Annotated in this window: 10 protein-coding genes; 7 read left to right on the forward strand and 3 right to left on the reverse strand. The window is 72.0% G+C overall.

What is annotated here, in order from left to right; genetic code table 11:
* A complete protein-coding gene (locus tag OG842_RS23230; protein ID WP_266732253.1) occupies positions 1–3291 on the reverse strand; it encodes a S41 family peptidase in 3291 nt (1096 codons plus the stop codon).
* Between the two features lie 227 nt (positions 3292–3518).
* Between OG842_RS23230 and OG842_RS23235 the strand changes: the two genes are divergently transcribed.
* Together OG842_RS23235 and OG842_RS23240 are read left to right on the forward strand one after the other, a co-directional pair.
* A complete protein-coding gene (locus tag OG842_RS23235; protein ID WP_266732255.1) occupies positions 3519–4091 on the forward strand; it encodes a TetR/AcrR family transcriptional regulator in 573 nt (190 codons plus the stop codon).
* A gap of 184 nt (positions 4092–4275) precedes the next feature.
* A complete protein-coding gene (locus OG842_RS23240) occupies positions 4276–6510 on the forward strand; it encodes an MMPL family transporter (RefSeq protein ID WP_266732257.1) in 2235 nt (744 codons plus the stop codon).
* A gap of 165 nt (positions 6511–6675) precedes the next feature.
* On the opposite strand, the gene OG842_RS23245 is transcribed toward OG842_RS23240, so the two are convergent.
* Positions 6676–7026 carry an SsgA family sporulation/cell division regulator gene (locus OG842_RS23245; protein WP_266732259.1) on the reverse strand — a complete coding sequence of 117 codons (351 nt, stop codon included), beginning with the start codon at positions 7024–7026 and terminating at the stop codon, positions 6676–6678.
* 211 nt (positions 7027–7237) lie between these two features.
* Here OG842_RS23245 and OG842_RS23250 point away from each other — a divergent pair, with 211 nt between their 5' ends.
* The 5 genes from OG842_RS23250 to OG842_RS23270 all read left to right on the forward strand — a co-directional run bounded on the left by OG842_RS23250 (position 7238) and on the right by OG842_RS23270 (position 11957).
* Complete coding sequence (locus OG842_RS23250; RefSeq protein WP_266732261.1) at positions 7238–8299, forward strand: energy-coupling factor ABC transporter permease; 1062 nt, start codon at positions 7238–7240, stop codon at positions 8297–8299.
* Position 8300: 1 nt separating this feature from the next.
* Entirely contained in the window at positions 8301–9140 is an 840-nt protein-coding gene (gene cbiQ / locus OG842_RS23255; protein WP_266732263.1) for a cobalt ECF transporter T component CbiQ, read from the forward strand.
* Positions 9137–9913 (forward strand): energy-coupling factor ABC transporter ATP-binding protein, encoded by a 777-nt coding sequence (locus OG842_RS23260; RefSeq protein WP_266732264.1) that lies wholly within the window; start codon positions 9137–9139, stop codon positions 9911–9913. The genes cbiQ and OG842_RS23260 overlap by 4 nt, the downstream gene beginning before the upstream one ends.
* Before the next feature lie 77 nt (positions 9914–9990).
* A complete protein-coding gene (locus OG842_RS23265) occupies positions 9991–11160 on the forward strand; it encodes a serine hydrolase domain-containing protein (protein ID WP_266733770.1) in 1170 nt (389 codons plus the stop codon).
* A complete protein-coding gene (locus tag OG842_RS23270; protein ID WP_266732266.1) occupies positions 11157–11957 on the forward strand; it encodes an SDR family NAD(P)-dependent oxidoreductase in 801 nt (266 codons plus the stop codon). Before OG842_RS23265 ends, OG842_RS23270 begins: the two co-directional genes overlap by 4 nt.
* A 32-nt stretch (positions 11958–11989) precedes the next feature.
* On the opposite strand, the gene OG842_RS23275 is transcribed toward OG842_RS23270, so the two are convergent.
* Positions 11990–12982, reverse strand: coding sequence for an Lrp/AsnC family transcriptional regulator (locus tag OG842_RS23275; protein ID WP_266732268.1), 993 nt, complete (start codon positions 12980–12982; stop codon positions 11990–11992).
* Positions 12983–13136: the final 154 nt, after the last annotated feature.

The raw sequence follows: 13136 nt of genomic DNA on the forward strand, positions 1-13136 counted from the left end.
CTACCTGGGCGGCAGTGGCGGGCGTCGCCGGTCGGGGACGTCGTCGTACGTCGGCGGGGTCGCGGCCGGCTGGGCGGCCAGCAGGTCGAGGGCCACCCGTACCGCGTCGTCCAGCACCGCGTACCGTCCCTCCGCCCAGTCCAGGGGGGTGCGCAGCGCCTCCAGGTCCGGTTCGACGCCGTGGTTCTCGACCGACCAGCCGTAGGTGTCGAACCAGGCCGCGTTCATCGGCACCGTGATCACCGTGCCGTCTCCCAGCCGGGTCCGGCCGGTCATGCCGACCACGCCGCCCCAGGTCCGCTGACCCACCACCGGGCCGAGCTTCAGCAGGCGGAACGCGGCGGTGATCATGTCGCCGTCGGAGGACGTCGCCTCGTCGGCCAGGGCGACCACGGGGCCGCGCGGGGCGTTGGAGGCGTAGCTGACGGGCTGGGCGTTGCGGGTCAGGTCCCAGCCGAGGATGGTGCGGGTCAGCTTCTCGACGACCAGCTCGCTGATGTGACCGCCCGCGTTGCCGCGCACGTCGACGATCAGGGCCGGGCGGGACACCTCCATGCGCAGGTCCCTGTTGAACTGGGCCCAGCCCGATCCGCCCATGTCGGGGATGTGCAGGTAGCCGCACTTGCCGCCGCTCAACTCCCGTACGACTTCCCGGCGTTTGGCCACCCAGTCCTGGTAGCGCAGCGGCCGTTCGTCGACCAGCGGCACGACGGCGACCCGGCGGGCGGGGCCCTCGCCCCCGGCCGGGCGGAAGGTGAGCTCCACGGTGGTGCCGCCCGCCGCGGTGAGGAGCGGGTACGGGCCGGCCACCGGGTCGACGGGGCGGCCGTCGACGTGGGTGAGGACCGCGCCCTCCCGGATGCCCGTACCGGCCAGAGGGGAACGGGCCTTGGAGTCGGAGGAGTCGCCCGGCAGGATGCGCCGGATCATCCACTCGCCGTCCCGGCACACCAGGTTCGCGCCGAGCAGGCCGATCGCCCGCTGGTAGTGCGGCGGGCCCTCGTTGCGGCGGGCCGGGGTCACGTACGCGTGCGAGGTGCCCAGCTCGCCCAGGACCTCGCGCATCAGGTCGGCGAACTCGTCGGGGGAGGCGACCCGTTCGACCAGCGGGCGGTACTGGTCGAGCACCGCCGTCCAGTCGATGCCGCACATGTCCGGGTCCCAGAAGTAGGAGCGGATGATGCGGCCGCCCTCCTCGTACGCCTGCCGCCACTCCGCCGCCGGGTCGACCTCGTGCAGGATGCGGCGCAGGTCCAGGTAGACGGTGGTGTCGCTGTCGCCGGTCTCGGTGGCGGGGACGGCGCGCAGCTCGCCCTCGTCCATGACGACCAGCCGGGTCGCGTCGCCGCTGACCGCGAACCAGTCGAGATGGCCGACCAGTTCGGTCTTGCGGGCCTTGGTGATGTTGAAGTGTTCGAGGGTGGGGCGGCCCGACATGTCGGCCGGGTTGGCGAAGGTCTCGCCGAGCGCGCCGGAGATAGGCCAGCGCAGCCAGACCAGCCCGCCGCCGCTCACCGGGTGCAGGGCCGAGTACTTGGACGCGGAGACCGGGAAGGGCGTCACCCGGCTCTCCAGGCCCTCGAACTCGACGGTGACCGTCGACGAGCCCTCGCCCGTGACGATGTCGGCGGTGTCGTCGGCCGGGTCGAGACCGCCCGCCGCCGGACGGCCCTCGGGGGAGAGGGCGAACGGGGAGGGCGTGGCGGAGGAGAGCGGTACCAGGTACGGGCGGCAGCCGAGCGGGAAGGAGAGGTCGCCGGTGTGGACGTCGTACACCGGGTCGAAGCCGCGCCAGGACAGGAAGGCGAGATAGCGGCCGTCGCCCGTGAAGACCGGGTTCTCGTCCTCGAAGCGGCCGTTGGTGACATCGACGATCGCGGGCGCGCCGGTGCCCAGGATGCGGGCCAGCTTGATCTGGCGCAGCGAGCGGCCGATGCCGGGGTGCGACCAGGTCAGCCAGGCGCCGTCCGGGGAGAACGCCAGGTCGCGGACCGGGCCGTTGATGGAGCGGATCAGCTCGACGGGTGCGGCGGTGGGGATCTCCTCGTCGGTGTCCAGGAGCAGCAGCCGCCCGTCGTTCGTCGCGATGGCGAGGCGTTCGCCGTCCGGGTCGGCGATCAGTTCGTGCACCCGGCCGAGCTGCCCGGAAGCCAGCCGGCGCGGCTCGCGGTCGCCGCTGGCGCGCGGCAGGTACGCGATCTCGATGGCGTCCTCGCCGTCGGCGTCGGTGACGTACGCGACCTGGCCGCGGCTGCCGAGCATCTCGGGCAGCCGGACCCGGACGCCCGGGGTGTCGGCGATGGTGCGGGCGGGGCCGTCGCGGTGGGTGAGCCAGTACAGGCTGCCGCGTACGGTGACGGCGCTGGCCCGGCCCGTCTCGTCCACGGAGAGCGAGTCGACGTTGCTGGCGGCCGGGACCTGGTGGACGCGCCGTCCGGTGCGCGGCCCGCCGAGCCGTACCTCCAGCTTGCGCGGCACCGCGTCCGGCGAGGCCAGGTCGTCCACCAGCCACAGGTCGCCCGCGCACTGGTAGACGACCCGGTGGCCGTCGCTGGAGGCGTGCCGGGCGTAGAAGGCGTCGTGGTCGGTGTGGCGGCGCAGGTCGGTGCCGTCGGCGTGGCAGGAGTAGAGGTTGCCGACGCCCTCGTGGTCGGAGAGGAACGCGATCCGGCCGCCGACGAACATGGGTGAGGCGAGATGGCCGCCGATGTCGGGGAGCAGCCGCTTGCCGTGCAGCCAGAGCCGGCCGGTCGCGCCGCCCCGGTACCGCTTCCAGGCGGCCGGTTCGTGCGGCGGGGTGCCGGTGAGGAGCAGGGTGCGCCGTTCGCCGTCGATGTCGGCGACCGCGATGTCGGAGACCGGGCCCCAGGGCAGCTTGCCGCCGGGGCTGCCGTCGGTGGGGACGCTGTAGGCCCAGGAGATGTGCGAGAACGGCTGGTTGTGCGAGGACACGGCGAGGATGTGGGCGTGGTCCTCGGGGTCGGGGGTCCAGCCGCAGACCCGGGTGTCCGTCGAGCCCCAGTAGGTGAGCCGGCGGGCCGGTCCGCCGTCCACCGGCGCGAGATGGATCTCGGGATCCAGGGTGCGCCAGGTCGTGTACGCGATGCGGCTCCCGTCGGGGGAGAAGCGCGGGTGGCTGACCCGGGTCCGGTCGATGGTCAGCCGCCAGGCGCGGCCGGGCCGCTCCCCCTCGGGCGCGAGGGGGGCGACCCAGAGGTCGTCCTCGGCCGCGAAGCAGAGCAGGTCGTCGTGGAGGTGCGGGAAACGGAGATACGCGACGTCGTCACTCACCCTCCAATGCTTTCCGTGCGGAAGGGCCCCGGCAACTCGTGGGGCGGGGTCGGTCGTGTGCGGGAGACCGGCTTGTTGTGGTGCGGAACACAAGCGAAACGATTTCGTTTCGCTGGGAGGGCGGGGTAACGTCGATGTGTACGAAACAGTTTCGTTCGATTGGCTGACGTACGAGCGACAGAAGAACGAGTGATAGAAGTACGAGCACCCGAGCAGGAGGTCGACACATGGCACGCACCCGGCTCACGCCCGAGCGCGAGGGCGAGCTGTACGACGCCGTGCTCGACCTGCTCCGCGAGGTCGGTTACGACGCCCTGACCATGGACGCCGTCGCCGCCCGCACCCGTTCCAGCAAGGCCACCCTCTACCGCCAGTGGGGGAGCAAGCCGGAGCTGGTCGTCAAGGCCCTGCGGCACAACAAGCCGGTCTCCCTCTCGGAGATCGACACCGGATCGCTGCGAGGCGACTTCCACGCCGTACTGAGCCGTTCCGACGACTGTCAGATGGAGAAGGACTCCGCGTTGATGCGGGGCCTGAGCCATGCCGTCCACGAGAATCCCGATCTGCACCAGGCCCTGCGGGAGCTGCTGGTCGAGCCGGAGATGACCGGCCTCGACCAACTGCTGCGCCGAGCCGTGGACCGGGGCGAGGTGCGTCCGGACAATCCGGCGCTGAAATACGTACCGCACATGCTGATCGGCGCTTTCGCCGCCCGGCAGCTGGTCGAGGACCGTTCCGTCGACCAGGCGTTTCTCATCGACTACGTGGACTCCGTGGTTCTCCCTTCCCTCGGAGTCTGAGCCCCGGGCCGCCCCGCGCGGCCCGGCCCCTTCGTACGGCCCCTTCGTACGGCCCCTCCGTACGGCCCCGTGCGGTCCTTCCGTACGGGCCCCTCCTCAAGCCCCACCTGACACGCCGCTCTCGTCGTCGGGCTGGTTCCTCACGCCCATTTCCACTCACGACCTGACCCGGGAGTACCCCTCCGTGGCCACATTCCTCTACAAGCTCGGACGGCTCGCCTTCCGGCGCCGCCGCTATGTCGCCCTGGTCTGGGTGGCACTGCTGGCGCTCGCCGGATTCGGCGCGGCCTCCGCGTCCACCGCCACCTCCAGCTCCTTCTCGATTCCGGGTACGGAGGCGCAGCGCGCCTTCGACCTGCTGGAACAGCGCTTCCCCGGGGCCAGCGCCGACGGTGCGAGCGCCCGGGTCGTCTTCAAGGCCCCCGACAACGAGAAGATGACCGACCCGGCGAACAAGGCCGAGGTCGACAAGGTCATCGGCGAGCTGAAGTCGGGCTCCGACCAGATCGCCTCGGTCACCGACCCGTACACCGCCGGTGCCGTCAGCAAGAACGGCTCCACGGCGTACGTCTCGGTCTCCTACAAGGTCAGCTCGATGGAGCTGACCGACGAGACCCGGGAGGCCCTGGAGGACGCGGGCCACGCGGCGCAGAGGAGCGGGATGACCGTGGAGATCGGCGGTGACGCGCTCATGGTGATCCCGGAGACCGGGGCCACCGAGATCATCGGTGTCGCCGTCGCCGCGGTGGTGCTGGTCATCACCTTCGGCTCGCTGATCGCCGCCGGGCTGCCGCTGCTCACCGCCCTGATCGGGGTCGGCATCGGAGTCTCGACGATCACCGCGCTGGCGAACGTGCTGGACCTGGGCTCCACCACATCCATCCTCGCGATGATGATCGGCCTCGCGGTCGGCATCGACTACGCGCTGTTCATCGTCTCCCGCTACCGCGCCGAGCTGGCCGAGGGCCGGGAGTGCGAGGAAGCGGCCGGACGGGCCGTCGGCACGGCCGGTTCCGCCGTCGTCTTCGCCGGTCTCACCGTCGTCATCGCGCTGGTCGGCCTCGCCGTCGTGAACATCCCGATGCTGTCGAAGATGGGCTTCGCCGCGGCCGGCACGGTCGCCATCGCCGTACTCATCGCGCTCACCCTGGTCCCGGCGGTGCTGGGCTTCGCGGGCAAGCGGGTCATGGGACGCAAGACGCGCAGGACCGCCGAGGCGACGGACGGGGCCGGGACCCCGGGCGGGGCCGAGGACAAGCCGAACATGGGCACCCGCTGGGCGCGGTTCGTGCTCCGCAAGCCGGTGTGGGTGCTGCTGGTCGGCGTCATCGGCCTCGGCACGGTCGCCGTACCGGCAGCGTCCCTGGAGATGGGCCTGCCCGACGACGGCTCCCAGCCCACCAGCACCACCCAGCGGCGCGCCTACGACCTGCTCTCCGAGGGCTTCGGCCCCGGCTTCAACGGGCCGCTGATGGTCGTCGTCGACACCGCGGACAGCTCCGACGGCAAGGCCGCCGCCAAGCAGGTCTCCGACGAGATCTCCGGCATCAAGGGCGTCGCCGCCGTCACCCCGGCCCAGTTCAACAAGGCCGGCGACACCGCGATGATCACCGTCGTCCCGAAGGACCGGCCGAGCTCCGTCGACACGGAGAACGTGGTCCACTCGATCCGGGACGCGGGCAAGGACATCAAGTCCGACACCGGGGCCGAGGTCCTGGTCACCGGGTCCACCGCGATGAACATCGACTTCTCGCAGAAGATGAACGACGCGCTGCTGCCGTACCTGGCGCTCGTCGTCGGCCTGGCCTTCCTGCTCCTGATGGTGGTCTTCCGCTCGGTGCTGGTGCCGCTGAAGGCGGCCCTCGGCTTCCTGCTCTCGGTCGTCGCGGCCCTGGGCGCGGTCGTCGCGGTCTTCCAGTGGGGCTGGCTCGGCTCGCTCTTCGGGGTGGAGCAGACCGGTCCGATCATGTCGATGATGCCGATCTTCATGGTGGGCGTGGTCTTCGGCCTCGCGATGGACTACGAGGTCTTCCTCGTGACCCGGATGCGCGAGGCGTACGTCCACGGCGAGAAGCCCGGCCAGGCGATCGTCACCGGCTTCCGGCACGGCGCCCGGGTCGTCACGGCCGCGGCCGTGATCATGATGGCGGTCTTCTCCGGCTTCATCGGCTCCAGCGAGCAGATGGTCAAGATGATCGGCTTCTCGCTCGCCATCGCAGTCTTCTTCGACGCGTTCGTGGTCCGGATGGCGATCGTGCCCGCGGTCCTGGCCCTGCTCGGCCACCGTGCCTGGTCGCTGCCGCGCTGGCTGGACCGGATCCTGCCGAACGTGGACGTGGAGGGCGAGGGGCTGCGCGGGCAGCTCGACGAGACGCCCGGCGGTGACACCGGGGGCGAGCGCGAGCTGACCCGGGTCTGAGCCGAGCCGTAAGAGCCTCCGGGGTCCGCGTCCGAGCGGAACGCGGCCCGGAAGCGCCGGTTACCTGTGGGGACGGAGGACCGGGGCGAAGACGGAAGCCCCCGTGCGAGCCAGTGGCCGGCACGGGGGCTTCCGTCATGCGGGTGTTCGCCGGGCGGGCTTCCGTCAGGCGTGCGCGGGGGGCTTGGTGTTCCCGGCGTGCGTACGGTGCAGAAAGCGGATCAGCGGCGCGCTGTCGAACTGCACCACCTCGACGCCGTCCGCCGAGTGGTTCTCCACGACCAGCTGTGCCCGTCCGCAGGGCCACACGCGAATGCCGCCGCGCTCGGTGGGGGCCCGCAGCCCGCCCTCCAGCAGATCGCGGCCGAACGCCCAGTCGTCTCCGCCGGGGAAGGAGACATGAACGGTGCGCGGGTCCTTGTCGGCGTCGTACAGCAGGTCGACCGGGACGGCCGGGAGGTCGTCGGCGTCGTTGACGAGCCAGGCTTCTGCCTGCTCATGGATCACGGGGGGCATGGGACGACTCCTCCTGTGCATACTGCTTCGTCATCCAATGTCCCATATTTTCCTCAAGGGGCACGGTGGGTGGCCCGGACGGGCAGTTGTGACGCAGTCGCTCTTGCGAGGGCTTTGCAACAAGGCCCTATCATTGAGCGGTTCACGACATCGTCACCACCACTGTCATCGTCCGCAGCGACGCAGGACCGCAGGAAGCGGAGCCCCCCTCATGCATGTACCCGACGGATTCATCGACGCGCCCGTCTCCGCCGCCGCCGGAGTCGTCGCCGCGGGTGCGGTCGCCGTCAGCCTGCGGGGTGCCCGGCGTGAGCTGGACGAGCGCACCGCGCCGCTCGCCGGTCTCGTCGCCGCGTTCATCTTCGCCGTGCAGATGCTGAACTTCCCGGTCGCGGCCGGCACCAGCGGGCATCTGTTGGGCGGGGCGCTGGCCGCGATCCTGGTCGGGCCGTACACCGGCGTGCTCTGCGTGACCGTCGTCCTGCTCATGCAGGGCATCCTCTTCGCCGACGGCGGCCTCACCGCGCTCGGCGTGAACGTGCTCGACATGGGCATCGTGACCACCGTCGTCGCGTACGCCCTCTTCCGCGGGCTGCTCGGGGTGCTGCCGAGGACCCGCCGCTCCGTGACCGTCGCGTCCTTCGTCGCCGCTCTGGTCTCCGTACCGGCCGCGGCCTGCGCCTTCACGCTGATCTACTGGATCGGCGGCACCACCGACATCCCGATCGGCAAGGTCTTCACCGCGATGGTCGGGGTCCACGTCCTGATCGGCATCGGCGAGGCCGTGATCACCGCGCTGACCGTCGGCGCCGTCATCGCCGTACGCCCCGACCTGGTGCACGGTGCCCGCGGACTCACCTCCTCGCTCAAGCTCCGGGTCGACGGCGAACTCGTCGACGCCCCCGCCCCGCAGCCGGCCGCCCCGGCCGCCGCCGCCCGGTCCCACCGGGGGATCTGGGCCGCCGGCCTGGTCACCGCCCTCGTCCTGGCGGGCTTCGTCTCCTACTACGCCTCCGCCGACCCGGACGGCCTGGAGAAGGTCGCCGCCGACCAGGGCATCGACAAGAAGACCGAGGAACACGCGGCCAAGGACTCCCCGCTCGCCGACTACGGCGTCAAGGACGTCTCCGACGCCAGGCTCTCCGGCGGCCTCGCCGGAGTGATCGGCGTCGGCGCCACCATCGTGGTCGGCAGCGGAGTCTTCTACGTGGTCCGCCGCCGTCGCACGCCGGACGCCCCCACGGACAACGCGCGCGAGAAGGAATCCGTCTGACATGGGCGCCGGCACTCCGTGGAAACCCACCACACGCAGCAACCACCCACGCCCCCGGCTCGGGCCGGCCCCGTACCCGGGTGCCGCGGGCCACGCACACAAGCTCTACCGGCACGGCCACTCACCGATCCACGACCTGCCGCCGCACTGCAAGATCGCCGCCGCCTTCTCCTTCGTCGTGGTCGTCGTCTCGACGCCGCGCGAGTCGATGTGGGCGTTCGCGCTGTACGCGGCGCTGCTCGGCGCGGTCGCCGCGTACGCCCGCATCCCGGCGGGCTTCCTGCTCAAGCGGCTGCTCATCGAGGTGCCGTTCGTCGCGTTCGCGCTGCTCATGCCGTTCGTGGTGCCCGGCGAGCAGACCCACGTACTCGGCCTCTCCGTCAGCGTCCCCGGCCTCTGGGGTGCCTGGAACGTCCTCGCCAAGGGCACCCTCGGCGTCGCCGCGTCCGTGCTCCTGGCCTCCACCACGGAACTGCGCTCGCTGCTGCTCGGCCTCCAGCGGCTCAAGCTGCCGCCGCTGCTCGTCCAGATCGCCTCCTTCATGATCCGGTACGGCGATGTGATCACCGACGAGATGCGCCGGATGTCCATCGCCCGCCGCTCCCGCGGCTTCGAGGCGCGCGGCGTACGGCAGTGGGGCGTGCTGGCCAAAACGGCGGGCGCCCTGTTCATCCGGTCCTACGAGCGCGGCGAACGCGTCCACCTCGCCATGGTCAGCCGCGGCTACGCCGGCTCCATGCCGGTCATCGACGAGGTGACCGCCTCCCGGACCCAGTGGGCCCACGCCGCCGTACTCCCCGTGCTCGCCCTCGCGATCTGTCTGCTGGGATGGACCCTATGAGTCAGCCCTCCGCCCCCGCGCCGTCCCTGGAAGTCAGCGGCCTCGCCTACGCCTACCCCGACGGCCACCAGGCGCTCTTCGGGGTGGACCTCACGGTCGCCCGGGGCGAACGGGTCGCCCTGCTCGGCCCCAACGGCGCCGGCAAGACCACCCTCGTGCTCCACCTCAACGGCATCCTCGACGCCGGGGCGGGCACCGTCCGGGTCGCGGGCCTCCCCGTCGAGAAGCGCAACCTCGCCGAGATCCGCCGCCGCGTCGGCATCGTCTTCCAGGACCCCGACGACCAGCTCTTCATGCCCACCGTCCGCGAGGACATCGCCTTCGGCCCCGCCGCCTCCGGGCTGCGCGGCGCCGAACTGGAGGAACGCGTCACCGAGGCGCTGACACAGGTCGGCATGGCCGAGTACGCGAACCGGCCGCCCCACCACCTCTCCTTCGGCCAGCGCCGCCGCGTCGCCGTCGCCACCGTCCTCGCCATGCGGCCGGAGATCCTCGTCCTGGACGAGCCGTCCTCCAACCTGGACCCGGCCTCGCGGCGCGAGCTCGCCGACATCCTGCGGTCCCTGGACGTCACCGTCCTCATGGTCACGCACGATCTGCCGTACGCACTGGAGCTCTGCCCGCGCGCGGTGATCCTCAGCGACGGCGTCATCGCCGCCGACGACCGCACCCAGGACCTGCTCTGCGACGAGAAGCTGATGCGCGAGCACCGCCTGGAGCTGCCCTTCGGCTTCGACCCGCGCTCCGTCACGCTGGATGTTCCGCGACTGTGAACATGGGGTGACCCGCCATACCCGCGACCTGCGACGGGATGCACCATGGGGGGATGAGCGGGAGCGCAGGAGCAGGCGTGGACGTACGGGGCACGGTGGCGCCCGGATTCGAACCGGTCCGGGATGCTTTCATCCGTAACTTCGAGCAGCGCGGCGAACGCGGCGCGGCCGTCGCGGTCTACCGGGACGGGCACAAGGTCGTCGACCTCTGGGCCGGTACGAGAGACGTCGACGGCGTCGAACCCTGGGCCGTCGACACCGTGCAGATCGTCCGCTCGGCGGGCAAGGGCATCGCCGCCGCCGTACCGCTGCTGCTGCACCAGCGCGGCCAGCTCGACCTGGACGCCCCGGTCGGCACGTACTGGCCGGAGTTCAAGGCGGCCGGCAAGGAACGCGTACTCGTGCGCCACCTCCTCGCCCACCGGGCCGGCATCCCCGCGCTCGACTGCCCGCTGACCCCCTCCGAAGCGGCCGACGGGACCAGCGGACCGCAGGCCGTCGCCGCCCAGCGCCCCCAGTGGGAGCCCGGCACCGACCACGGCTACCACGCCCAGACCTACAGCTGGCTCATCGGCGAACTGGTGCGCCGGGTCACCGGCCGCACCGTCGGCCGCTGGATCGCCGAGGAGATCGCCCGCCCGCTCGGCCTGGACTTCTGGTTCGGCCTCCCGGCGGACGAGGCGCACCGGGTGGGCCGGGTCGGCCCGGTGGAGCCGCCCGCCGCGGGCGACGGCGGCAACGGCGGCGTCCTGCGGCTGCGCCCCAAGCGCTCGGTCAGCGAGGCCTACCGCGACCCGCAGTCCCTCACCCGCCGTGCCTTCGGGGCCATCGACCCGCTCCCCGACGAGAACGACCCCGGCTACCGGGCGGCCGAACTCCCCGCCTCCAACGGCATGGCCACCGCCCGCGCGCTGGCCCGCTGCTACGCCGCGATGATCGGCCCGGTCGACGGCCACCGCCTGTTCGCCCCGGCCACCCTCACCCTGGCCCGTACCGAGGAGTCGGCGGGTCCCGACCGGGTCCTGGTCGTCAACACCCGCTTCGGCCTCGGCTACATGCTGCACGGCCCGGCGGCCCCGCTGCTCGCCCCCGGCTCCTTCGGCCACCCCGGCCGGGGCGGCTCCCTCGGGTTCGCCGACCCCGAATCCGGCATCGCCCTGGGCTATGTGACGAACGGTCTGCAGAAGGGAGTCACCGCCGATCCCCGTGCCCAGGCCTTGGTCAGGGCAGTACGGTCGGCGATATGACTCCTCAAGGCTCTGCTGGTTCACGGTTCGACGGATACGGCGTACTCATCACCGGCGCGGGCCGGGGCATCGGCGCGGCCACGGCTCGCCGGCTGGCCTCGGAGGGCGCCCGCGTCCTGGTCACCGACCTGGACGGCGACCGCGCGGAGCACACCGCCGCCGCGATACGCGAGGCGGGCGGCACCGCCGAGCCGCTGCCCTGCGACGTGGCCGACCGGGCGGCGGTCGAGGCGGCCGTGGCCCACGCCGTCGCCGCCTTCGGCTCCCTGGACGTGCTGGTGAACAACGCGTACGCCTGCACCACCGACGTCCCGCTCTTCGAGGACGAGCCGGACCAGGCGTGGCAGCGCGACCTGGACGTCACCCTCACCGGCCCCTACCGCTGCGCCCGCGCCGCCCTCCCGCACCTGGTGGCCTCCGGCCGGGGCGCGATCGTCAACATCGGCTCGGTCAACGGCGAGCAGGACTTCGGCAACCACGGCTACAGCGCGGCCAAGGCGGGCCTGGCCAGCCTGACCCGCACCCTGGCCGGCCACGCGGGCCCGCGCGGCGTACGCGTCAACCTGGTCGCCCCCGGCACCATCCGCACGGACGCCTGGGCGGGCCGCGACGCCGAACTGACCCGGGTGAGCGCCCTCTACCCGCTCGGCCGGGTCGGCGAGCCGGAGGACATCGCGTCCGCCGTCGCCTTCCTCGCCTCGCGCGACGCGGCCTGGATCACGGGGACGACGCTGCGTGTGGACGGCGGACTGACGGCGACGAACTACGGGTTCCGGGACGCGGTTTCGGGGGCCTGACCTGTGCGGGCCCGGTCCGCCCCGGGCCCGTGTCAGGCGAGCACGGGGTGGATGAGCCGCCCGTTGAGGACGAGGGAGGCGGCCTGCTTGAGACGGCGCACGCGCACGCTGATCTCGTAGCCCCTGATGCCCTCGGTACGGGCGAAGCGGCCGCTGAGGTAGCGGTAGAAGTCCTGGGTGTCCTTGCAGATGACCACGGCCATGATGTTGTGCTTGCCGCTGATGGCCGCGGCGAAGGCGCACTCGTCGTGCCCGCTGAGCTCCTCGCCGATCTCCTGGAGCCGGGGCAGGTCGACCTGGAGCCAGAGAGTGGCGTTGAGCTCGTAGCCGAGGCGTTCGGGCACGGTGTCGATGTCGTAGACCAGCGAGCCGGTCGCTTCGAGGGCCTCCAGCCGGCGGGCCACGCGCGGCTTGGACCAGCCGGTGGCCTCCGCGAGCCGGGTGTGGGAGGCGCGGCCGTCCTCCGCCAGCGCTTCGAGGAGCGGGCGGTCCTCCTCGGTCGGGGTGAGCGGGGGCCCGGTGGGGGTGGGGCGTTCCGCGGTCAGCAGCCGCACCTGCTCGTCGGTGAGCGAGTCCTCCCGCCCGGTCCAGCCGGCCGTGTCCGGCGAACCGAAGGCGTGGACGAGGAGGTCGACGTTCAGGTCGAGGACCGAGGCCGCCCGGGGGAGCTGCCGCAGCAGCATGTCGTCGCGGGCGGTTCCGGCGGGCGAACGGATGATGCAGATGATCTCCGAACCGCCCGAGGCGATGCTCGTGTACGCGACCTCCGGCCTGCGGGCCAGGGAATCCGCGAGGGGCCCCACGGCGTCCGGGCGGCAGCGCAGCCGCGCGATCCACTCGGACCGGCCGTGGGCGGCCGGGCTGCTCAGCCCGACGACGCGGACGACGCCGGCCCGGCGCAGGGCGTTGTAGCGGCGCGCCACGGTCTGCTCGGACACCCCGACGACCTCGCTGAGGCGGCGGAAGGAGACCCGCGGCGAGCAGTTCAGTCCATGGATGATTTTGCGGTCCAGATCGTCAGGCATGGATGAATGGTCACACGCCACCGATCCCATATGGCGGTTCTGTGACGTTTGCCGGGACCGCTTGGGGGTTCGCCGATGGTCGGGGCGAAGCTGGTCGGCGGCTTTGCGGGTGATTCGGCCCGCGCGGCACCCGCCCCCACCCCCGCAGCAGAAG

The organism is Streptomyces sp. NBC_00376 (assembly GCF_036077095.1).
Lineage (GTDB): Bacteria > Actinomycetota > Actinomycetes > Streptomycetales > Streptomycetaceae > Streptomyces.